A 22,136-nucleotide genomic window follows, 5' to 3' on the forward strand; every position below is an offset into this window, starting at 1 on the left:
GGACGAGGAGACGCGCCCAGGGCCTCACGCGGGGACGCGCCGTGGAGGCGGCGTGGCCCCTCCCCGCGACGCGGGAAGGGGCCACTCGGAGGGGGACGTCAGTCCTCGTACGCCTCAAGGGGCGGGCAGGAGCAGACGAGGTTGCGGTCGCCGTAGGCCTGGTCGATGCGGCGGACCGGCACCCAGTACTTGCCGTCGCGCAGCGAGGCCACCGGGTAGGCGGCCTCCGTGCGGGTGTACGGGTGGGCCCACTCGTCGGCCGCGACGGCCTCGGCGGTGTGCGGGGCGTTGCGCAGCGGGTTGTCGGTCTTGTCGTACGCGCCCGAGGCCACCTTGGCGATCTCGCCCCGGATGGCGATCATGGCGTCGGCGAACCGGTCGAGCTCGGCGACGTCCTCGCTCTCCGTCGGCTCGATCATGAGCGTGCCTGCGACGGGGAACGACATGGTCGGCGCGTGGAAGCCGTAGTCGATGAGCCGCTTGGCGACGTCGTCGACCGTGACGCCGGTCTCCTTGGTGATCTGGCGCAGGTCGATGATGCACTCGTGGGCCACCAGCCCGCCGCGCCCGGTGTAGAGCACCGGGTAGTGGGGGGCCAGGCGCCGCGCGAGGTAGTTGGCCGACAGGATGGCCTGCTCGGTGGCCGCGGTGAGGCCGTCGGAGCCCATCATGCGGATGTACGCCCACGAGATCGGCAGGATGCCGGCCGAGCCGTACGGGGCGGCCGAGACCGGTCCGACCGGCGAGCCGCCGCGCAGCGGGTGGCCGGGCAGGTACTCGGCGAGGTGGGCGCGCACGGCCACCGGGCCGACGCCGGGGCCGCCGCCGCCGTGCGGGATGCAGAACGTCTTGTGCAGGTTGAGGTGGGAGACGTCGGCGCCGAACTCGCCGGGCTTGGCCAGGCCGACCAGCGCGTTGAGGTTGGCGCCGTCGACGTAGACCTGGCCGCCGGCGTCGTGGACCTTGGCGCAGATCTCGGTGATGGCCTCCTCGTACACGCCGTGCGTGGACGGGTACGTCACCATGATCGCGGCGAGCGCGTCGCGGTGCTTGGTGATCTTGGCGTCGAGGTCGGCCAGGTCGACGTTGCCCTCGGAGTCGCAGGCCACGACGACCACGCGCATGCCCGCCATGACGGCGCTGGCGGCGTTGGTGCCGTGCGCCGAGGACGGGATGAGGCACACGTCGCGGCCGGTGTCGCCGTTGGCGACGTGGTAGGCGCGGATGGCCAGCAGACCGGCCAGCTCGCCCTGGGAGCCGGCGTTGGGCTGGATGGAGACCGCGTCGTAGCCGGTGATCTCGGCCAGCCAGCGCTCCAGCGTCTCGACCAGCTCGACGTAGCCGGCGGCCTGCTCGATCGGCGCGTACGGGTGGATCGAGGCGAACTCGGGCCAGGTGATCGGCTCCATCTCGGTGCTCGCGTTGAGCTTCATCGTGCAGGAGCCGAGCGGGATCATGGACCGGTCGAGCGCGATGTCCTTGTCCTGGAGCTTGCGCAGGTAGCGCAGCATCGCGGTCTCGGAGTGGTGGGTGTGGAAGACCGGGTGGTCGAGGTAGCCGGACTCGCGGGCCAGGCCGGCGGGCAGCCGGTCGAGGCCCTCGTCGGCGACCAGCGCCTCCAGGTCGGCGCGCGAGGCCGAGTCGTGGCCCAGCGCCTCGCCGAAGGCCGTCGCGACCCGCTCCAGGTCGCCGGCGGTGGTGGTCTCGGAGCAGGCGACGGCGACGTGGTCGTCGTCGGCGCGCCACAGGTTGACGCCGCGCTCGGCGGCCAGGCGTACGACGTCGGCGGCCTTGCCGGGCACGCGGGCGAGCACGGTGTCGAAGAACTCGCCGTGGACGACCTCGACGCCGCCGCGGCGCAGCGCCTCGGCCAGGGCGGCGGCGTGCCGGTGGGTGCGGGCGGCGATGCGGCGCAGCCCCTCGGGGCCGTGGTAGACGGCGTACATGCCGGCGATGACGGCGAGCAGCACCTGGGCGGTGCAGATGTTGCTGGTGGCCTTCTCGCGGCGGATGTGCTGCTCGCGGGTCTGCAGCGCGAGCCGGTAGGCGGGGTCGCCGTCGGCGTCGACGGAGACGCCGACGAGGCGGCCGGGCATCTGCCGCTGCAGGCCCTCCTTCACCGACATGTACGCGGCGTGCGGCCCGCCGAAGCCGAGCGGCACGCCGAAGCGCTGGGAGGAGCCCACGGCGATGTCGGCGCCGAGCTCGCCCGGCGCGGCGACGAGCGTGAGCGCGAGCAGGTCGGCGGCGGCCACGACGAGGGCGCCGGAGGCGTGGGCGGCCTCGGCGACCGCGCGGAAGTCGCGCAGGCGGCCCGAGGCGCCGGGGTACTGGACGAGCACGCCGAAGCACTCGGGCAGCTCGCCCTCCAGGGTGTGCTCGACGAGCTCGATGCCGAGCGGCTCGGCGCGGGTGGCGAGCACCGCCTTGGTCTGCGGCAGGGTGTCGGCGTCGACGACGAACACCGGGCTCTTGGCCTTGCCGGCCCGCCGGGCCAGCGTCATCGCCTCGGCGGCGGCGGTGGCCTCGTCGAGCAGGGAGGCGCCGGCCACGGGCAGGCCGGTCAGGTCGGAGACGACGGTCTGGAAGTTGAGCAGCGCCTCCAGCCGGCCCTGGGAGATCTCGGGCTGGTACGGGGTGTAGGCGGTGTACCAGCCGGGGTTCTCCAGCAGGTTGCGGCGGATGACCGCGGGCGTGATCGTCTCGTGGTAGCCGAGGCCGATCATGGAGGTGAGGACCTTGTTGCGGCCCGCCAGGGCGCGCAGCTCGGTGATCACCTCGGTCTCGCCGGCCGCGGCGGGCAGCTTGAGCCGGTCCTTGGCCCTGATGGCCTCGGGCACGGCCACCGCCACGAGGTCGGCCACGGACTCGAAGCCGACGGCCTCGAGCATGCGCTGCTGCTCGGTGGCGGACGGGCCGATGTGCCGGGTCGCGAACGGCGGAGCTGTCAGGTCGGTCATGAGAGGTGCCTCCCGAGGCTGTGGAGACCGGCGCCAGGGCGCGGGCGAGTGCCGGGTCTCCCCCTCTGTCATGCGAACCTGAGAGCTTCACCCCGCAGGGCTTGCACCGTCGGTGAGGCGCGCCTGGCGGACGCGCCTGCTTTCCAGAGTCGCCTCACCCGAGCGGTACAGGTGCCTGAGAGATTCCGGGGAGGGTTGCTCCTTCGGCGCCCCTGGGACGATGCCCGGGGACTCTCCCGCACGGGGTCGTCAGCCTTGCGCCTCTAAGATTACTACCCTGTGCGGCGCGCGCGCCGCCGCCGGGCCAGCTCGTCAGCGGGATGGTCGGCCGGGACGGAGTCCGCGACCGCCGCCCGTTCCCCCGGCAGCTCCGCCAGGGACCCCTCGACCTCGCGCCAGACCCGGCCGAGGGCTATGCCGAAGACGCCCTGCCCGCCCTGGAGCAGGTCGATCACCTCGTCGGCCGAGGTGCACTCGTAGACGCTGACGCCGTCGCTCATGAGCGTGATCTGGGCGAGGTCGGCCACGCCGCGGTCACGCAGGTGCTGCACGGCCGTACGGATCTGCTGGAGGGAGACCCCGGTGTCGAGGAGCCGCTTGACGACCTTGAGCACCAGGATGTCGCGGAAGCTGTAGAGCCGCTGGGAGCCGGAGCCCTGCGCCGCTCTTATCGTGGGCTCGACCAGTCCGGTGCGCGCCCAGTAGTCCAGCTGCCTGTAGGTGATGCCGGCCGCCGCGCAGGCCGTCGGGCCGCGGTATCCGATGTCACCCGGCAGCGCCGACGGCCGCTCGTCGAAGAGCAGGCCCTGCTCCCCGGCACGCTGCCGCGCGCTCTCGCGCCGCACCGAATCTTCCTGGCCGGCCGTCTTTCCCTCGCCGCTGCTGACCGCCACGCGGACCTCCGGCTTTCTCTCATCCCGTGACCTGATCTGGGGGTTCGTAAAAAGGCGGCCACGGGTTTCACTTGCACCGTAGGACCGTGACCATGCTCAGTCAACGATCCGGCTCGGCGCGTCGTGAAGCGTAAATGCACTGAAATACCTACCCCGCCCGGCCGAAGTCCTCGGGGGTGATCGTGTCAAGGAACTCCCTGAACTTCTCCACCTCGTCCTCCTGGTCATCGGGGATGATCACCCCGGCCTCCTGGACGACCTCCTCGCTGGCGAAGATGCGCGCCCCCGTGCGCAGCGCCAGGGCGATCGAGTCGGACGGCCGGGCGCTGACCTCCACGCCGTTGGAGAAGACCAGGTCGGCGAAGAAGATGCCGTCGCGCAGGGCGACGATGTTGACGGCGCGCAGGCCGACACCGAGAGCGCTCAGCACGTCCCTGAACAGGTCGTGCGTCAGCGGCCGGGGCGGGGGCTCCTCCGCCTGGGCCAGCGCGATGGCCGTGGCCTCGGTCATGCCGATCCAGATGGGCAGGAACCGCTCCCCGTGTGCCTCCTTGAGCAGGACGATCGGCTGATTTGTGGGCATCTCTACCCGAACGCCCACGACCTCCATCTGCAACACGGGCTGCTCCGTATTCGACTGGCCGGCGACCCGGCACAGCTCATTGCTGGTTCGCTTATGCATTTCAACGTAACACCCGGCGGGGGCCGTATGTCCGCCGGTGCGGCCCCGAATCTGCCTGGAGCGCTCACCTGTGCGCGGCGGCGCGGGTCAGCCTCTCAGGACGGTGCGCACGCCGTCGCGCAGCAGCGCGGCGTGCAGGTCGAGCAGCAGCGCCGACAGCTCCCTGGCCGCCTCGTCGGCCTCGCCGATCGCGCCCGGGGCCCGGCGTTTGAGCACCGGCGCGACCGCCTGCTCGACCAGGCCGCACTCGCGCTCGGCCGCCGCCTTGACGGCGCGCAGGTGGCGGGCGTGCAGGCCGAAGCGGGCCAGCGAGCCGACGGCCCGCGCCACGGCCAGCGCGTTGTCGTCGTAGCGCCGGGCGCGGGCCGCGAGCAGGCCGTAGTCCTCCAGCTCGGTGAGCGTGCCGTCGTCGATGCCGGCCTGCTCCAGCAGCTCGGCGCGGCTGAGCCGGACCTCCTGCTCGGCGGAGCCGGCGTCGGGGACGGCGCGGGGGCGGCCGAAGTCCTCGGCCATCTTGTCCTTGATCACCCGCAGCGGCAGGTAGTGGTCGCGCTGCTCGGTGAGGATGTAGCGCAACTGCTCCACGTGCAGGTGGGTGAACTTGCGAAAGCCCGAGGGGCTGCGCTCCGGCTCGATGAGCCCTTCGCCCTCCAGGAAGCGGATCTTGGAGATGGTGACGTCGGGGAACTCGGCCCGCAGGAGGGCCAGCACCTCTCCGATGCTCATGTGCGAGCGCGCCGCCTGCGCCGTCATGCGGCCTCCTCCGTCGACCCCGTGGACGCGCGCGTGAGCGCGTCCACGGGTCGCTCGCTGCGCTCGCTCATGCGCCGGCGGCGGTCCGCATCAGGAACAGCAGCCGGAACTTGCCGATCTGCACCTCGTCGCCGGAGTGCAGCGGCACCTCCTCGATGCGCTCCCTGTTGACGTACGTGCCGTTGAGGCTCCCCACGTCGCGCACCGAGAACTGGCCGCCCCGGTGCCGGTAGAACTCGACGTGGCGGCGCGAGACCGTGATGTCGTCGAGGAAGATGTCACTCTCGGGATGGCGGCCCGTGGTGGTGAGGTCCTTGTCGAGGCGGAACCTGCTCCCCTGGTTGGGACCCCTGGTCACGGTGAGCAACGCCGTACCGGGCGGAAGCTGCTCCACCAGCGCCCGCTCGGCGAGGAGCATGTCGCCGGTCTCAGCCTCGTACGCCTCGATTCCCGCGACGGAGATCGTCGACGTGGTGTCCCCGGCGACCTCGGGTCTGGTCAGCGGTGACCCACAGCGGGAACAGAAACGGGCATCCTCGGGGTTGGCGTGCCCGCACTGCGTGCAGTAGACGCTCGGCATCGATCGGCTCGGCCTCCTACCGCGAAGACGCGGCGACGGTGCTCGGCGCGCCTCGCTTCGCTCTTCAAGTTTGCGAATGCCGCAACTTACGCTGCTGAACGGCAAAGGTCAAGGCGGGGCGCTGGACGACAGGTTCGGACGGTGACAAAGTTACCGCCGCCCGCGCCTGATGGTCCATGCCGCCGCGCGTTTCCACAATACGATCTTGCCGGGCGTGGCGCGAACCCCTGGGGCCGTTACACGCGGTGACATTCCTCTCAAGAGCTGTCCAAAAGGAGCCCCGGCGGGGTGCGAGGGCCGTCCGGCCGGGTCAGCGCGCGCCGGACTCGCCCGCCTCGGGACGCGCCGGACTCGATGGACTCGCCCGACTCTCGCCGGGGTCAGGACGCGCCGGACTCGACGATGCGCGCCCAGCGCTCGACGAGGGCCTGCGCCGTGTCGACGTCGTGGGCCTCGGCCCACAGGTCGGTGACCGGCTCCGTGGCGGCGGGGATGATCAGCACCCAGCTCCCGTCCTCGCCGACCACCCGCACCCCGTCGGTCGTGTCGATGCGGTGGCCCTCGGTGGACGCCTCCACGGCCTCGATGACCGAGCGCATGACCGCCCCCTTGGCCGCCCAGCGCGTCGGCACGGTGCGCTTGAGGAGCTTGGCCTCGGGGATGCGGGCGTCGATCTGGCTGAGCGAGAGCCGGGTGCGGGCCACCAGGCCCAGCAGCCGCATGAACGCCGCCAGACCGTCGATCGCCGGGCTGAACTCGGGCACGACGAAGCCGCCCCGCCCGTCGCCCGCGAAGATCATGTCCTCGCCGGCGGCGGCCGAGGTGAGGGCGTCCAGGGCGGTCGGGGTCCACCGCACCTGCACGCCGTGGAAGCGGCACACCTGCTCGGCCACCCGGGTGGTGGTGACGGGCAGCGCCACCTGGCCGCCCCGGCGCTCGGCGGCCACCAGGTCGAGCACCACGAGCAGGGCGCGCTCCTCGCCGATGAGCTGGCCCATCTCGTCCACCAGCGCGATCCGCTCGCCGACCGGGTCGAAGCGGACCCCGAACGCGGCGCGCGAGGAGCTGACCAGCTCCGAGAGGCGTTGTAGGTCGCGGCGGCGCTCGGCGAGCGTCTCGGTCGGCGAGGCGTCGTCGAGCCGGGCGTTGACCGTCAGCACCTCGACGCCGACGCGGCCGAGCAGGGTCGGCAGGACCAGCGAGGAGGTGCCGCCCGCGCAGTCGACGACGACCTTCATGCCGGCGATGCCGGTCATGTCGATCCGGCGCAGCAGCTCGTGGGTGTAGTCCTCGACGACCCGCGCCGGGTAGTGCAGTTCGGCGATCTCGCCGGGGAAGGCCCGGCGGAACTCCTGGCGGGAGAAGACCCGCTCCAGCTTGCGCTGGGCGCCCGCGGGCAGGTCGGCGCCCCGGTCGTCCATGATGACGATGTCCACGCTCTGCGGGTCGCCGGCGGTGGTGCGCAGGGCGATGCCGCCGGCGGCCGAGTCGCGGGCGGTGTGGAAGCGGGCCACCGGCAGCGGGGCGGCCTCCAGGTCGAGCACGTTGATGGCGCTGGCCGTGAGCGCGCTGATCACGGCCCGCTTGAGCGCCCTGGCCGCCAGCGAGGAGTCGCGCGAGGTGACGACGTGCGCGCCCTTCTTGAGGGTGGTGGCGTACGCGCTGGCCAGCCGTACGCACAGCTCCGGGGTGATCTCGACGTTGACCAGGCCGCTGACGCCGCGCGGGCCGAACAGGTTGCGCTGGCCGCGCGACTCCCAGATGACGCTGGTGTTGACGACGGCGCCGGCCTCGATGGTCTTGAACGGGTAGACCTTGACGCCGCTGGAGACGTACGCCTCGGGCTCGATGACGCACTCGTCGCCGATGACGGCGTTCTCCTCGATGCGGGCGCCGGCCATGATGTCGGTGCTCTTGCCGACGACGCAGCCGCGCAGGTGGGCGCCGGGGCCGAGGTAGACGTTGTCGTGGACGACCGCGCGGTGCAGGAAGGCGCCCTCGCGCACGACCGCGTTGTTGCCGAGGACGGTGTACTCGCGCAGCTCGGCGCCCGCCTCGACCTTGGCGTAGTCGCCGATGAGCAGCGGGCCCTTGAGCACCGCGTCGGGGTCGACGGAGGCCGACTCGGCGACCCAGACGCCCGGCGACAGCTCGAAGCCGCCGATGTCCAGCCTGACCTTGCCGGACAGGGCGTCGGCCTGGGCCTTGAGGTAGCTCTCGTGGGTGCCGACATCCTCCCAGTAGCCGTCGGCGACGTAGCCGAAGATGGGGGCGCCGCTCTCCAGCAGGCGCGGGAAGACGTCGGAGGACCAGTCGACGGGCTCGCCGGAGGCCACGTGGTCGAGGACCTCGGGCTCCATGACGTAGACGCCGGTGTTGACGGTGTCGGAGAAGACCTGGCCCCAGGTCGGCTTCTCCAGGAAGCGCTGCACGCGGCCGGCCTCGTCGATGATGACGATCCCGAACTCCAGCGGATTCGGCACCCGCTTCAGCCCAATGGTAATGAGAGCGCCATTTTCTCGGTGAAAACGCACCATATCCGACAAATCAATGTCGGTGAGGGCGTCGCCGGAGATCACCAGGAAACGGTCCTCGCGCAGGCGGTCGGCGGCGTTCTTGACGCTCCCCGCGGTGCCCAGCGGGACGTCCTCGGTGGCGTACTGCAGGCTCATGCCGAGCTCGTCGCCGTCGCCGAAGTAGTTGCGCACGAGCGCGGCGAGGAACTGCAGCGTCACCACCGTCTCGGTCACGCCGTGCCGTTTGAGCAGGCGCAGCACGTGCTCCATGATCGGCCGGTTGACCACCGGAAGCAGCGGCTTGGGCTGGTTGGCGGTCATCGGTCGCAGCCGAGTGCCCTCCCCGCCCGCCATGACGACCGCCTTCACCCGATCACTCCTTTGTGGTCGAAGTTATGAGCCGGCGTACCTGAACGACGTACAACACACCCGCCCACCAGTACAGACCTGTTCCCCATACGGCGAAGGCCCATCCCGTGACGCGCGCCATCTCGGCATACCACCCCGTGTGGGAGGCGAGGAAGAGGAGCGGGAAGGCGTACATGAGATTGAACATGGCGGCCTTGCCGAGGAAATGCACCTGGAGTGCCCGGTAGCCGTGTCTGCGGAGTACGGGGATGAAACAGGCGACGAAGAGCTCGCGCGCCAGGATCAGCGCGACCAGCCACCACGGGATGATGTCGCGCACCAGCAGCGCCAGGATGGTCGAGAACACGTACAGTTTGTCGGCGGCCGGGTCGATGATCCGGCCGAGCCTGCTGGTCTGGTTGAACGCGCGGGCGATCTTGCCGTCGAGCCAGTCGGTGAACCCCGCCACCGCCAGGACGGCGATGCCCCACCCGTCCGCCTTCGGCCCGAGGACCAGCCAGAGGAAGACGGGCACGCCGAGGAGTCGCAGGAAGCTCAGCAGGTTGGGGACCGTCCAGATGCGGTCCTCGGCGGAAGTTTCGCTCACGGTGCAGACCCTACTGCGTCGTAACCGCTCGGCAGCGGGCCCGTCCGCGCCTCCCCGCGCCCGTCCGCGACCTCCTGCGGGCCCGTCCGTCCCTGCCGGTGCGGGCCGGCCCCTCAGAGGGCGTCAGAGGGTTCAGAGGCGCAGGAAGGCGTGGGTGCGGCCGGCCGTCGTGAAGCCCAGCCGGGTGTAGAAGTCCTTGGGCCAGTCCTCCTCGGCGGCCACCAGGAAGATCGGCTCGCAGCCGGCCGCCTCGGCCAGCAGGGCGCGCATGAGGGCGCGGGCGTGGCCCCGGCCCCGGTGGCGGGTGCCGGTGTGGACGCTCTCGATCTGGGCGACGCCGTCCTGGACGTACAGCTCGGCGCGGGCCGCGATCTCGCCGGTGCCGGCGCGCACGCCGCGGAAGCGGACCACGTCGGCGCCGCGCCGCCGTTCGGCCACGCGCCGCGCGAGCTGCTCGATGGTGTCGCCGGGGACGTTGGGCAGGGCCTCGCGCCAGTCGTGGCGCAGGACGGGCAGCAGCTCCTCCAGCGTCAGCTCCTCCGCCGGGGGCGCGTCCGCGGGCGGGCCGCCCCGGAGGACCATGACGAGGTTGGTCTCGTGGTCGTAGCCGGCCGCCTCGAAGGCGGGGGCGTAGGCGGCGCCCAGGGCGTCGTCGTCCACGCACACGTAGCGGTGGCGGCGCCCGGCCAGCACGTCGTCGGCGGCCCGCAGCACCTCCTCCGGCCGGACGGCGCCGCCGGGCCGCTCGGGGGCGGGGATGACGAGACGGTTGTCGTCGTGGGAGGCGGGATAGCGGTCGCTCAGCACGGCGAAGCCGCCCGGCACGGCGACGACCCGACCGGCCTTGCGCCGCGCGAACGCGTGCGTGAAGGCGATGATCCGCGCCAGCTCGCGCTCCCGGGCCGCCGCGCCGACTCCCGGCGCGAGGGGGTCCTGGGCCGCTCCCGGCACGCGCGGGTCAGGGGCCGCTTCCGGTAGGTGCGGGTCGTCGCCCGTGGCCGGGTCGGAGGTGGGGTGGGTGGTCATCGGGCGGCGCCTCGGGCCGCGGCGACGAAGGCACGGATCAGGCCGGAGTCCTTGACGCCCGGCGCCACCTCGACGCCGCTCGACACGTCCACGCCCCAGGGCCGGGCCGCCTCGATCGCGGTGGCCACGTTCGCCGGGTCGAGGCCGCCGGCCAGCAGCCAGCGGCCCGAGGGGCGGCCGCGCACGGCCGCCCAGTCCCACGGCTCCCCCGAGCCGGGGCGGGGCGCGTCGACGATGAGCAGGTCCTCGTCGTAGGCGCCGCACCGCAGGTCGGCCTCGGCGTCCACGGCGCGTACCAGGGTCAGCCCGAGGCCCTTCAGCGCCGTGAAGTCGGCGTGCGGGTGGTGCCCGTGCAGTTGCACGGCCCGCAGGCCCGCGGCGAGGGTCGCCGCGCGCACCTCGGCCGGGTCCTCGCCGCGGAAGACGCCCACGGTGAGCACGTGGTCGGGCACCAGCGCGGCCAGTTCGGCCGCCCGCTCGGGGGTGACCCGGCGGGGGCTCCGGGTCAGCACGAACCCGATGGCGTCCGCGCCTGCCTCGACGGCCGTCTCCACGTGGCCGGGCTCGCTGAGCCCGCAGATCTTCACATGCACACGGTCGAGGTTAGCGGCGAACGGCCGCCCGGGGGGACCAGGTCCAGACGAGCATGGCCGTGATCAGCCCGAACAGGACGACCCCGTTCGGCACGTGGGCGCCGAGCCAGAGCCAGGTGACGTGCTGGGCCATGCCGACGAGGAGCAGCGCCACGCTCGCCAGCGCGGGCCAGCCCGCCCCGCGTCCCGGCCGCCAGACCAGCACGGCGAGCACCACCTGCACGAGCGCGACGAGATGGACGACCATCCCGGCCATGACGTGGGCCTCGCGCATCGCCTCGCCGGCGCCGACCGCCTGACCGGCCAGCGAGGCGGCGACGAGGAGGGACGCCGCCTGGGCGACGACGACGATGCGCAGCCCGTACAGCAGCCCGGCGGACACCTGCCGGGACGGGCGGGGCACGGCCGCGGCCACGGTCTCCTGCATGGATGTGGTCCTTCCTGGAGATGTGAGGGATCCACATGCTGGCGGCCGGAGGCGTGGGCGGTCGTCAGCCTGCCGGGTTATTCGCGGATCCGCCCCCGGGAGGACGCACGGGGCGCACGGGACGGAAGGAGGCGTCCACCAGGCCCGTCCGGTGGGCGACGACGGCCGCCTGGATGCGGTTGCGCAGCCCGAGCTTGTCCATGGCGGCGCCGACGTGGGTCTTGACCGTGGTGACGCCCACGTGCAGCCGTTCGGCGATCTCGGCGTTGGACAGGCCGGTGCCGACGAGGGCGAGGACCTCCAGCTCGCGTTCGGTCAGCCCGGCGGGCGGGGGCGCGGCGGCGCGGTCTCCGGCGGCGAGGAAGCCCTCGACGACGCGGCGCAGCACGGAGGGGGCGAGGAGCTGCTCGCCGGCGGCGGCCTTGCGCACGGCGTCCACCATGCGCTCGGGCTCGTCGTCCTTGACGAGGAAGCCGACGGCGCCGGCGCGCAGGGCGGCGTGCACGTTGGCGTCCTCGGCGAACGTGGTGAGCACGACGATCCTGGCGGCGGGCCGGGCGGCGAGGACGCGGCGGATGGCCTCCAGGCCGTCCACGCGGGGCATCCGCAGGTCCATGAGGATGACGTCGGGCACGTGGCGCTCGGCCTCGCGGACCGCCTCGGCCCCGTCCCGCGCCTCGGCGACCACCTCCATGTCGCCCGCGGCCTGCAGCAGCATCCGGACGCCGGCGCGCACCAGCGCCTGGTCGTCGGCGACGAGCACGCGGATCACGCGGCCCCCTTCCCGGCCGCGGAGCCACCCGCGCCCCCGATCGAGCCGCCACCCGCGAGGTCGCCGCCCGCCTCGCTCACCGGCCCGCCGTCGTCCACGAGGCCGCCGTCCTCCACGGGGGCGTCGTCGTGGCCGGGTCCGGCGGGGTCCCGGGGCGTGCGCTCGCAGCCGAAGAGCGCGGACAGGCCGCCGGAGGAGGAGGCCGCGGGGCCGGGGACGCCCGGGGCGCCGGGGAGGGTGGCGGTGAGCAGCCAGCCGCCGTCCTCGCGCGACCCCGCCGTCAGCGTCCCGCCCAGCGCGCGCACCCGTTCCCGCATGCCCGCCAGCCCGCTGCCCGAGGACGGCAGGCGCTCGACGGGCGCCGGCGGGCGGCCGTTGGCGATCTCGACGGCCAGCCCCTTGCCGCGGGCGGTCACGGCCACCGCCACCTCCGTGCCCGGTCCGGCGTGTTTGAGCACGTTGGTGAGCCCTTCCTGGACGATGCGGGCGGCGGAGGCGCGGGCCACGAGCGGCGCCCGGCCGGTGTCCGGGTCCAGGCGGAGGTCCACGAGGAGGCCGGCGGCGGCCATCCGCTCGGCCGACTCGCGCATGACGTCGGCGGGGTCGGCGAGCAGGCCGGGCCGGGCGCCGGGGTCGCGCAGCACGTCGAGCAGCCCGCGCAGGTCCTCCAGCACCTGGTGCCCGGTGTCGCGGATGTCGCTCAGCGCGTCGGCGACCGGCCCCCGCGGCGCGGCGTAGCGGGCGGCGCCGGCCCGCAGCACCATGGCGCCGACGTGGTGGGCGACGATGTCGTGCACCTCGCGGGCGATCCGTTCCCGCTCGGCGAGCTGGTCGGCGCGTACCTGGGCGAGGGCCAGGCGCGCGGACTCCTCGGCGCGCAGCCGCTCGGCGGCGGCCGCGGCGCCCCGCATCCTGAGGTAGCGGCCGATCGCGACGGGCGTGGCCACCAGTGTCATGAGGGTCCCGACGCGGATCGCGGTGATCTCGGTGTCCGGGCCGACGACGGCGATAGCGGTCAGCATGCAGCCGGTGAGGTACGCGACCACCGTCCAGGCCCAGGAGCTCACGCGCATCGCGAACACGCCGATCGCGATCAGCGTGAGGATCACGCAGGTGGTGACGGCGTCCTTCAGGTAGGTGTCGGTGACGACGAGCAGGACGCCCTGCCCCAGGAACACCAGCCCCGGCAGCCGCCTGGCGACGCCCAGCGACAGGCCACCGACCACGGCGAGCAGCCCCACCACCCAGACGGGCTGGCTGCCCTGGTTCCAGCTGGTCCAGGTGCTGAGCACGGTGATCGCCACCCCGCCGGCCGCCAGCAGGGCGTCCGGCGTGACGTCCCGCTCCTCCAGCCGCCCCGCGGAGCTGCGCAGGTAGGCCCCGAGCAGGACGGGAAAGACCGGCAGTAAGACCGAGTACACCAAGCCGTTCGTGGTGAGCGCGCTGCCGGAATCCACCAGGTTGACCGCTGTCGCCGCGATCGTGGCGGCGACAGCGACCGTGACGGCCCGCCACCCGGATCGGTACGCCGCCACCCCGAGCGCCACGCAGACGAGCATCTGCGCCGTGTTGGCGGTGAACGAGACGAGCTGGTCGGTCACGACCAGGAGCCCGGCCAGGTAGAGGGTGACCGGCACCGGCCGGCGCCGGACGAACCCCATGGGCAGCCCCGCCAGGAGCGCCATCGGGATGTTCATCTCGGCGGGCAGGTACTCGGTGCCGCCGGCATGCGCCGTCGTCAACAGATCCAGGCCCACGCCCGAGGCCGCAAGCAGGACATCCAGCGGCAAACCACGCCAACGCATGCCCCTCACGCTAGCCGTCCAGGCCGGCGACCTGATCCTCCGCGCGGAGGACCCGCCTCCTCCATCTGGCCGGAGATCCGCCCCGACGAGGGAGCGCCCGGGGCCGAAACCGGCCCTACCTTTCGGGGCATGGCTCACGACAGCGCGTTGTTCTTCGGTCAGTTCCTGCGCGACCCGATCCGGGTCGGCGCGTTCGCTCCCAGCTCGTGGCGGCTGGCCCGGTCGGTCTGCGCGCCGGTGCCCGAGCGGGGCGAGCCGGTGGTGGTGGAGCTGGGGCCGGGGACGGGGCCGTTCACCGTGGAGATCCAGCGGCGGCTGTCCGGTCGCGGGCGGCACCTGGCGGTGGAGCTGAACGCGCCGATGGCGGCCCTGCTGGCGGCCCGCTTCCCCCGGGTGGACGTGGTGCACGGCGACGCGGCGGAGCTGTCGGGGCTGCTGGCCGGGCGGGGGCTCGGGCAGGCGGACGTGGTGGTGAGCGGTCTGCCCTGGGCGGCGTTCCCGGCCGCGTTGCAGCACCGCCTGATGGAGGCGGTGGTCTCGGCGATGAGCCCGGCGGGCGCCTTCACCACGTTCTCGTACGTGCACGCGATCCCGCTGGGGTCGGCCCGGCGGTTCCGGGCGCTGCTGGCCGAGCGGTTCGAGGAGGTGGTGCCGAGCCGCACCGTGTGGCGGAACGCGCCGCCGGCGTTCGTCTTCCACGCCCGCCGCCCACGCGTCTGACGGCGCACGCGCACACACGCGGACGGGCGGACGCGAACACCACACGACCCGCGCGGCGCGCCGCCACGCGGGAGCGCGCGACCGCCTGCCCGGCGGTCCGGAGCGGGGAGAGCTTGGTCTCAACCCTCCCACGCCACCGGCGGCGGGCCATCCCTCGGCCGCCGCCGATCACGGCATGCGCGTGGCCGGTGCGCATGGCCGTGCCGGTCGCGGGCCGCCTGCCGCGGGCCGTTCCCCCGGAGCGGCGTTCTCGGCCCCGTCGGACAGACCCTCGTCTCCTCGCGCCGGCGCTGCGGCAGGTCGGCGGCCTTCTCGGCGTGTACGAGGCTGCGCCTACCCATCAGCGCCGGGACCTCACCTGATCAGCGGAATCAGGAGGCGTCATCAGGAGAAGGACGGCGGCCGTTTCTCGCGCACCGCCCGCACGCCCTCGGCCACGTCGGGCCCGGTGAACCCCAGGAACTCCATCGCCAGCGAGGCGTCGAAGGAGGGCCCGGCCAGGCGCAGCCAGTTGTTCAGCGCGTACTTGGTGAGCCTGATCGCCTCCTGGGCCCCGCCGGCCAGCCGGACGGCGACGTCGAGGGCGGTCTGATGCACCTGGTCGTCGTCGACGCACAGGCCGACCAGGCCCATGCGCTCGGCCTCCTCCCCCGTGACGGCCTCGCACAGCAGCAGGTGGTACTTGGCCTTGGCCAGCCCGCACAGCAGCGGCCAGACGATCGCGGCGTGGTCGCCCGCGGCGACGCCGAGCCGGGTGTGGCCGTCGATGATCCGGGCGGTGCGCCCGGCGACGGAGACGTCGGCGAGCAGCGCCACGGCGAGCCCGGCCCCCACCGCGGGGCCCACGATGGCGGAGACGACCGGCTTGGAGCAGTTGACGACGTTGTAGACGATCTCGCGGGCCTCGGCGAACACCCGCATGCGGACGGCGTGGTCGCGCGTCATCTCCTCGATCATGGACAGGTCGCCGCCGGCGGAGAACGCCGCGCCCTCCCCCGTGATCAGGACGGCGCGCACGGCGTCGTCGCGGTCGGCGTCGCGCCAGATGGCCGCCAGCTCGCGGTGGCCGGTCGTGTCGACGGCGTTGAGCCGGCGCGGCTCGCTGATCGTGACGCGCAGCACGCCGTCGGCGGGCATGTCGACGCGCAGCCGCTCGTACGCCTCGTAGCCGGGAACGGTCACGGGGCCTCCCTCCGTCCATGACGATCACCTGTGGTCACGAGAGCTCCTCCCGGCCGAACGCCTCGCGCAGGCGGCGGGCGACCAGCTCGCGGGCCTCCACCGCCTGGTCGAACAGGCCGGGGAAGGAGCAGAAGCCGTGGACGGTCCCGTCGTAGCGGACCACCTCGGCGGGCACCCCCGCCGCGGTCAGGCGCTCGCCGTACCGCTCGGCCTCGTCGCGCAGCACGTCGTACTCGGCGGTGACGACGGTGGCGGGCGGCAGCCCGGCGAAGGACGGGAGCCGCAGCGGCGACAGGCGCGGGTCGGCGGGGTCGGCGCCCGGCGCGTACTGCCGGGCGAACCACGCCATCTCGGCGGCGTCCAGCCCGAAGCCCCGCCCGTACTCCGCGTAGCTCGGCGAGTCCATGGCCAGGTCGAGGACCGGGGTGACGAGCGCCTGGTGGACGAGCGTGAGCCCGGCGTCGCGGGCCTGCCAGGCGGCGACGGCGGCCAGGTTGCCGCCGGCGCTGACGCCGGTCACCGCGACGGAGCCGTCGCACTGGTAGAACGCGGGCCGGGCGAAGACGTCGCGCACGACGGTCCAGGCGTCGTCGGCGGCGGCCGGGAAGGGGTGCTCGGGGGCCAGCCGGTAGCCGGCCGAGACGACCACCGCGCCGGTGCGCAGGGCGAGGTCGCGGCCGGTCGCGTCGTCGCGTTTGACGCCGCCGAACACCCAGCCGCCGCCGTGGAAGGACACGAGCACCGGGAGCGGCCCGTCGCCGCGGTCGGCCCGGTAGATCCGGATGGGCACCCCCTCGGCGGTCTCGTCGCGGACCGAGGCGATGCGGGTGAGGGGGCCGCGGTGCGCGGCCATGGGGTCGGCCGCCTCCCGCGCCTCCCGGACGGCGGCGAGGTCGAGGGTGTCCAGGGCGCCGCCGTCGTCCGGCCGGTAGCGCTCCAGGAAGTCGCGCGACTGAGGGTTCAGCGGCATGCTCGGAGCCTAGCGGGCCGCCTCGACGAGCGCACCGAACAGCCCGGCGGCGCCCGCGCCCCGTTCGGGGTGCCACTGCACGCCCACGGCGAACCGGTGGCCCTGCAGCTCGACGGCCTCGACGATCTGGTCCTCGGCCCAGGCGACGGCCAGCAGCCCCGAGCCGAGCCGGCGCACGGACTGCACGTGCGGCGCGATCACCTCGACGCGCTCCCCCACGGCCTTGCCGAGCTTGCTCGACACGCTGACCTGGATCGTGTGGGGGACGCCGGGCTCGCCGTGGCGGTCGTGGCCGAGCGTGTCGGGCAGCCAGGGGATGAGGGTGCCGCCCTGGGCGACGTTGAGCACGTGCATGCCGCGGGCGACGGCGAGGACGGGCAGGCCGGCCTGGACGGCGGCGCGGGCCAGGGCCAGCTCGTAGCGGTCGCGGTGGGCCTGCGGCGCCGGGAGGCGGGCGTCCTGCTGCTCGCCGTAGGCGTCGGCGCCGAGCTCGGCGCCTCCGGCCAGCACCAGGCCGCGCAGGCCGCGGACGTGGTCGGCGGCGGTGGCGGGCGACAGGGGCGGCAGCAGCACGGGCGCCCCGCCGGCCCGCTCGACCGCCCTGGCGTAGGCGGGGGGCGACAGGACCGCCTCCCGCACCCAGTCCCCCCAGCGGGCGGCCTCGTAATAGGCGGTGATGCCGATCAGCGGTCGGGCCATGCGATCTCCAGGTGCGAGCAGGAGTCGGGTCGGCCGCCCGGCGGTGCGGCGGCCGCGAGGCCATCATGGCGCACGGCGTTTCGCTCACGGCACCCCCGCGGCGAGATCTCGCCCGGGACTCTCCGGCCGCGATTCTCGACAAAGCAGAAAACAGTCAGAAAATACGAACGAAAGGCATATTCATGTTTCGCGTCCGAAATGCGCTCCGTCTTGACCGCGATGAATAACAGAACCGTCACGCATAGTTCGGGTTCGCACCGTATCGGCGCGAAACGGTTGTGACGTCCATGTGGTGGTGTAAGACTCGATTTCCGAGCGATCGGCCGAGCCGGGGCCGTGCCGGACGCTCGTCACCCGGAGCCGTCAGGGAGGTGGATCGACACGACCGGAATGCGATTCCGGTCCATGGGGTGGGGTTGATGTGGCAATGTCGTTGAATCCGCGCCTGGTAAAAGAGAGCTTCTCCGTCATCGAGCCGGTGGCCGGCAAGGCGGCCGCCTACTTCTACGGCCGGTTGTTCGCCGAGAACCCGCACCTGCGCTGCATGTTCCCGCCGGGCATGGACATGCAGCGCGACCGGCTCTTCAGCGCGCTGACCCGCATCGTGTGGAGTCTCGACAGCCCGGACAGCCTGGCCTCCTTCCTGGGCCAGCTCGGGCGCGACCACCGCAAGTACGGCGTGCTCCCCGAGCACTACGGCGCGATCGGGCGGGCGCTGCTGGCCACCGTCCGCCGCTTCGCCGCCGACGTCTGGACCGACGAGATCGAGGCGGCCTGGGTGGCCGCCTACGACGCCGCGGCCGAGCTGATGATGCGGGCGGCCCAGGAGGACGCCGGGGTGTCGCCCGCCTGGTGGGTGGCGGAGGTGGTCGACCACGAGCGCCGCACGCCCGACATCGCGGTGGTCACGGTGCGTCCCACCCAGCGCCTGCCGTTCACGGCCGGGCAGTACGTGACCGTGCAGACCGCGCGCTGGCCGCGCGTGTGGCGGCCGTTCTCCATCGCCAACGCGCCGCGGCCCGACAACACGCTGCGCCTGCACGTCCGCTCCGTGCCCGGCGGCTGGGTCTCGACCACGCTCGCCCGCGACACCCGCATCGGCGACGCGATCATGCTGGGCCCGCCGATGGGCACGATGGCGCCGCCCGAGCAGGGCTGCCGTGACGTGCTGTGCGTGGCGGGCGGCACGGGGCTGGCGCCGCTGAAGGCGATCATCGAGCAGATCATCGCCTCCGGCCGCCGCCCCGGCATCCACCTGCTGTACGGCGCGCGGACCGCGGCCGAGCTGTACGACCTGCCGGACCTGCTCCGGATGGAGTCGGCGTTCCCGTGGCTGCGCGTGGTGCCCGTGGTGTCCGGCGACCCCTCCTACGACGGGATGCGCGGCCGGCTGCCGGAGGTGACGCAGCGCTTCCACTCGTGGGCCGAGCACGAGGTGTACGTGTGCGGGCCGGCGTCCATGGTCAGCGAGACGGTCCGCCGGCTGCAGGAGGACGGGGTGCCGCCGGCCCGCATCCACCGGGACGTCGCCCACGACGAGCGCTGACCACCGCGCGCACGGCTCAGGCCGTGGCGGCGGGACGGCCGAAGAACGCCGCGGTCTCCTCGTCGCCCGGCCAGAACGTCTCGATGGCCAGCTCCGACACCGTGACGTCCATCGGCGTGCCGAAGGTGGCGATCGTCGTGAACATGGACAGGATCCCGTCGCCGTGGCGGATGCGCAGCGGCAGCAGGATGTCGGCCGGGCCGGGCACGTGCGCCACGTTCAGCTCCACGCCGGGGTAGGTGTAGGAGGCCAGCTCGTCGTGCAGCTCGGCCAGCGCGCCGTGACCGGACGCCTCGGCCTGGCGGCGGAGCTGGTTCAGCAGGTACGCGCGGACCTCGGCGAGGTTGGCCAGCCGCCCGCCCATGGCGTCGGGGTGCAGCGACAGGCGCATCACGTTGACCGGCTCCTGGAGCAGCTCGGCGGGCACCCCCTCCATGAACATGCCGGCGGCGGCGTTGGCCGCGACCAGGTTCCAGCCGGCGTCCACGACCAGCGCCGGGTACGGCTCGTGCCCGGCGAGGATCCGGTCGAGGGCGCGGCGCACCGCGGCCATCTCGGGCGCCCGCACCTCCCGCTCGGGGAACACCGGCGCGAAGCCGGCCGCGATCAGCAGCCGGTTGCGGTGCCGCAGCGGCACATCCAGCTCCTCCGCGAGCTTCATCACCATCTCGCGGCTCGGCCGGGCCCGGCCGGTCTCCAGGAAACTGACGTGCCGTGCCGACACGTCCGCCTCGATGGCCAGGTCGAGCTGGCTCACCCGGCGCCGCTGGCGCCAGGCCCGCAGCAGGTCTCCGAAGGTCTCCTCGTGCTCTACGGCAAGTGCTCCCATGGCGCAAACGCTACGGCACCGCAGGGAAGGGCCGCGATGACGTGGGAGGTAAGGGCGGCTAGTACGACTGGAGCTCGATGAGGGTGCCCTCGGGGTCGCGCAGGTGGGCGGTGCGCAGGGTGGGCCCCCAGGCGGGACGGTCCTGGGGCGGCGCGACGAGCCGGGCCCCGTGGCCGGTCAGGCACGCGGCGGCGGCCTCGACGTCGTCCACCCGCATGACGAGCATGGCCACGTCCTGGGCCACCGCGCTCTCCGGGAGGCCGGAGGTGCCGACGGCCGCGCTGACGGCGGCCCGGCCGAACAGGACGAGCCCGGCCTGGCCGTCGACGTCCCAGTTGGCGTAGGTGGCCTCGGGGATGACCTTCACCGGCTCCACGCCGTGCAGGTCGCGCATGACGGCCTGGTAGAAGGCCACCGCGGCGGCGAAGTCCCGGACGAGCAGGCGGGGGTAGAGGGCGTCCATGATGCTCCTGAATAGTTGGTGTTCACCAATGATTGGTGGAACCCTACACTAGGGAGCCATGGAGCCGCCGCAGACCCTGCTCGGGATCACGACGTTCGTGCTGCACAAGGTCGCGGTCGCCGCCCGGCGCGCCATGGCCGCGCGGCTGGCCGAGGAGACCGGGCTCAGCCTGTGGCGGTTCGCGGTGCTGGCGGCGCTCGCCGACCACGGGCCGGCGGCGCAGCGCGAGCTCGGCGACCGGCTCGGGCTCGACCCGAGCGACATGGCGCGGCTGATGGACGGCCTGGTCGAGGACGGGCTGGCCGTGCGCGAGCGCGACCCGGGCGACCGGCGGCGCTACCGCGCCTCGCTCAGCGACGCCGGCCGGGAGGCGCTCGGCCGGGGCAGGGCCGTGGCCGCGGCCGTGGAGGAGCACACGCTGGCCCCGCTCACGGCCGCCGAACGGGCCATGCTGCACGACCTGGCCGCCCGGGTCCTGCACGCCGAACACCCCGCCGGGCCTGATCCGGCCTGATCAGAACGTCACGGGGCCGCCGGGTTGACCGCGTCGAAGTCGACGAGCAGGTGCCGGGGGCCGCGCAGCGTGGCGCTGGGCCGGTAGGGCGGCGGGTCCTCCACCAGGCGCGGGTTCACCAGCCGGTTCACCAGCTGCTGCAGGACGATCTGCCCCTCCAGCCGGGCCAGCGCCGCGCCGAAGCAGTAGTGGATCCCACCGCCGAAGCCCAGGTGCTCGCTGTAGCGGCGGTCCGGGTCGAAGGTGTCCGGGTGGCTCACGTGCGCCGGGTCCCGGCTGCCCGAGGCGAGGACGAGGACGACCGGCGCGCCCGCCGGGATCGTCGTCCCGGCGATCGGGATGTCGGCCAGCGCCACCCGCGACGACAGGAAGTGGACCGGCGGCTCGTAGCGCAGCAGCTCCTCCACCGTGGTGACGATCAGGTCCGGCTCGGCGCGCAGCCGCTTCAGCAGCTCGGGGTGGCGCAGCAGCGTGAGCATGCCGTTGGTGATGAGGTTGACCGTGGTCTCGTGGCCGGCGATGAGCAGCAGGGCGGACGTGGCGATCACCTCGACCGGGGACATCCTGCCCTCCGGCCCCTCGTAGGTGACCAGCCCGGACAGCAGGTCGTCGCCCGGCGCGTCCCTGCGCGCCACGGCGAGGTCGGCGAGGTAGGTCTGGAGCTTGGAGACCGCCTCGGCCCGCGCCTGCTCGCGCTCGGCCCGGTCCTCCTCGCCGGGGCCGAGCGACTCGACGACCGCGTCGGCCCAGGCGTGGAAGCGCGGCTCGTCCTCCCGGGGCACGCCGAGCAGCCGGCAGATCACCGTGACGGGCAGCGGGTAGGCGACCTCGTCCACCAGGTCGGCGCGGGTCTTCCCGGCCAGGCCGTCGACGAGCTCGGTCGTGATCGCCAGCATCTCGGGGCGCAGCGCCTCGACGACGCCGGGGCTGTGCGGCGGCCCGAAGTGGCGCACTGTCAGCCGCCGCAGCCGGTCGTGCTCGGGCGGGTCGGTGGTGATGAACGAGACCCCGCCCATCCCCTCGCCCATGTCCCCCTCGGGCCGGTGGGCGAGGTTGCGGCGGTCGGAGCTGATCCGCGGGTCGTGCAGCAGCTCCACGATCTCCCGGTACGTGCTGACGACCCAGGTGCCGTCCTCGCGCCGGAAGACCGGGGTCTCGCGCAGCTCGGCGTACAGCGGGTACGGGTCGGCGCGGGCGGCGGGGTCGAGGATCTGCCGGAAGACGTCATCGGGTGCCATGGCGGTCCCTCCT

Annotated in this window: 21 protein-coding genes and 1 riboswitch; of the genes, 3 read left to right on the top strand and 18 right to left on the bottom strand. The window is 73.5% G+C overall.

The window, feature by feature from the left end:
- Positions 1–98: 98 nt before the first annotated feature.
- From gcvP to HD595_RS47070, 12 genes are all read right to left on the bottom strand, one after another.
- Complete coding sequence (gene gcvP / locus HD595_RS42045) at positions 99–2,960, bottom strand: aminomethyl-transferring glycine dehydrogenase (protein ID WP_253779539.1); 2,862 nt, start codon at positions 2,958–2,960, stop codon at positions 99–101.
- 153 nt (positions 2,961–3,113) lie between these two features.
- Positions 3,114–3,209: riboswitch (glycine riboswitch) on the bottom strand.
- Between the two features lie 23 nt (positions 3,210–3,232).
- Positions 3,233–3,853 (bottom strand): MerR family transcriptional regulator, encoded by a 621-nt coding sequence (locus HD595_RS42050; RefSeq protein WP_175590364.1) that lies wholly within the window; start codon positions 3,851–3,853, stop codon positions 3,233–3,235.
- Between the two features lie 148 nt (positions 3,854–4,001).
- Entirely contained in the window at positions 4,002–4,472 is a 471-nt protein-coding gene (locus tag HD595_RS42055; RefSeq protein WP_090771501.1) for a bifunctional nuclease family protein, read from the bottom strand.
- A 150-nt stretch (positions 4,473–4,622) separates the two neighbouring features.
- Positions 4,623–5,288, bottom strand: a complete 666-nt coding sequence (ftsR, locus tag HD595_RS42060; RefSeq protein WP_253779542.1) for a transcriptional regulator FtsR — start codon at positions 5,286–5,288, stop codon at positions 4,623–4,625.
- Positions 5,289–5,355: 67 nt separating this feature from the next.
- Entirely contained in the window at positions 5,356–5,868 is a 513-nt protein-coding gene (locus HD595_RS42065) for an FHA domain-containing protein (RefSeq protein ID WP_175590362.1), read from the bottom strand.
- A 380-nt stretch (positions 5,869–6,248) separates the two neighbouring features.
- Positions 6,249–8,753, bottom strand: coding sequence for a sugar phosphate nucleotidyltransferase (locus HD595_RS42070; protein WP_253779545.1), 2,505 nt, complete (start codon positions 8,751–8,753; stop codon positions 6,249–6,251).
- 4 nt (positions 8,754–8,757) lie between these two features.
- Positions 8,758–9,339 (bottom strand): cardiolipin synthase ClsA, encoded by a 582-nt coding sequence (gene clsA, locus HD595_RS42075; protein WP_253779548.1) that lies wholly within the window; start codon positions 9,337–9,339, stop codon positions 8,758–8,760.
- Between the two features lie 132 nt (positions 9,340–9,471).
- Positions 9,472–10,365 carry a GNAT family N-acetyltransferase gene (locus tag HD595_RS42080; protein ID WP_253779550.1) on the bottom strand — a complete coding sequence of 298 codons (894 nt, stop codon included), beginning with the start codon at positions 10,363–10,365 and terminating at the stop codon, positions 9,472–9,474.
- Entirely contained in the window at positions 10,362–10,958 is a 597-nt protein-coding gene (locus HD595_RS42085; protein WP_253779552.1) for a phosphoribosylanthranilate isomerase, read from the bottom strand. Before HD595_RS42085 ends, HD595_RS42080 begins: the two co-directional genes overlap by 4 nt.
- 10 nt (positions 10,959–10,968) lie before the next feature.
- Complete coding sequence (locus HD595_RS42090) at positions 10,969–11,385, bottom strand: hypothetical protein (RefSeq protein ID WP_253779554.1); 417 nt, start codon at positions 11,383–11,385, stop codon at positions 10,969–10,971.
- Between the two features lie 64 nt (positions 11,386–11,449).
- Complete coding sequence (locus HD595_RS42095) at positions 11,450–12,157, bottom strand: response regulator (RefSeq protein ID WP_253779555.1); 708 nt, start codon at positions 12,155–12,157, stop codon at positions 11,450–11,452.
- Positions 12,154–13,962, bottom strand: coding sequence for a sensor histidine kinase (locus HD595_RS47070; RefSeq protein WP_253779556.1), 1,809 nt, complete (start codon positions 13,960–13,962; stop codon positions 12,154–12,156). The genes HD595_RS42095 and HD595_RS47070 overlap by 4 nt, the downstream gene beginning before the upstream one ends.
- 129 nt (positions 13,963–14,091) lie before the next feature.
- On the opposite strand from HD595_RS47070, the gene HD595_RS42105 reads away from it, so the two are divergent.
- Complete coding sequence (locus tag HD595_RS42105; protein WP_253779557.1) at positions 14,092–14,682, top strand: class I SAM-dependent methyltransferase; 591 nt, start codon at positions 14,092–14,094, stop codon at positions 14,680–14,682.
- A gap of 384 nt (positions 14,683–15,066) precedes the next feature.
- Here the strand turns inward: HD595_RS42105 and HD595_RS42110 are convergent, their stop codons facing one another.
- Genes HD595_RS42110 through HD595_RS42120 form a run of 3 tightly spaced genes read right to left on the bottom strand, consistent with a single transcriptional unit; the run spans position 15,067 to position 17,533 of the window.
- Positions 15,067–15,864, bottom strand: coding sequence for an enoyl-CoA hydratase/isomerase family protein (locus tag HD595_RS42110; protein ID WP_253779558.1), 798 nt, complete (start codon positions 15,862–15,864; stop codon positions 15,067–15,069).
- A gap of 34 nt (positions 15,865–15,898) precedes the next feature.
- The gene (locus HD595_RS42115) at positions 15,899–16,834 is read right to left on the bottom strand and encodes an alpha/beta hydrolase (RefSeq protein ID WP_253779559.1); all 936 of its coding nucleotides are present in this window, start codon (positions 16,832–16,834) and stop codon (positions 15,899–15,901) included.
- A gap of 9 nt (positions 16,835–16,843) precedes the next feature.
- The gene (locus HD595_RS42120; RefSeq protein WP_253779561.1) at positions 16,844–17,533 is read right to left on the bottom strand and encodes a gamma-glutamyl-gamma-aminobutyrate hydrolase family protein; all 690 of its coding nucleotides are present in this window, start codon (positions 17,531–17,533) and stop codon (positions 16,844–16,846) included.
- A 427-nt stretch (positions 17,534–17,960) separates the two neighbouring features.
- On the opposite strand from HD595_RS42120, the gene HD595_RS42125 reads away from it, so the two are divergent.
- Entirely contained in the window at positions 17,961–19,079 is a 1,119-nt protein-coding gene (locus HD595_RS42125) for a globin domain-containing protein (RefSeq protein WP_253779562.1), read from the top strand.
- 16 nt (positions 19,080–19,095) lie between these two features.
- Here HD595_RS42125 and HD595_RS42130 read toward each other — a convergent pair whose 3' ends face one another.
- Both HD595_RS42130 and HD595_RS42135 read right to left on the bottom strand, forming a co-directional pair.
- A complete protein-coding gene (locus HD595_RS42130; RefSeq protein ID WP_253779564.1) occupies positions 19,096–19,908 on the bottom strand; it encodes a helix-turn-helix domain-containing protein in 813 nt (270 codons plus the stop codon).
- Between the two features lie 58 nt (positions 19,909–19,966).
- Positions 19,967–20,371, bottom strand: a complete 405-nt coding sequence (locus tag HD595_RS42135; protein WP_253779566.1) for a VOC family protein — start codon at positions 20,369–20,371, stop codon at positions 19,967–19,969.
- Positions 20,372–20,429: 58 nt separating this feature from the next.
- Here HD595_RS42135 and HD595_RS42140 point away from each other — a divergent pair, with 58 nt between their 5' ends.
- The gene (locus HD595_RS42140; RefSeq protein WP_253779567.1) at positions 20,430–20,885 is read left to right on the top strand and encodes a MarR family winged helix-turn-helix transcriptional regulator; all 456 of its coding nucleotides are present in this window, start codon (positions 20,430–20,432) and stop codon (positions 20,883–20,885) included.
- Positions 20,886–20,893: 8 nt separating this feature from the next.
- Here HD595_RS42140 and HD595_RS42145 read toward each other — a convergent pair whose 3' ends face one another.
- Positions 20,894–22,123: a cytochrome P450 gene (locus HD595_RS42145; protein ID WP_253779569.1), complete on the bottom strand. Its 1,230-nt coding sequence runs from the start codon at positions 22,121–22,123 to the stop codon at positions 20,894–20,896.
- Between the last annotated feature and the right edge of the window lie 13 nt (positions 22,124–22,136).

Origin of the sequence: Nonomuraea roseoviolacea subsp. carminata, from assembly GCF_024172185.1 — a bacterium.
In the GTDB taxonomy this organism is placed as follows: Bacteria; Actinomycetota; Actinomycetes; order Streptosporangiales; family Streptosporangiaceae; genus Nonomuraea; species Nonomuraea roseoviolacea.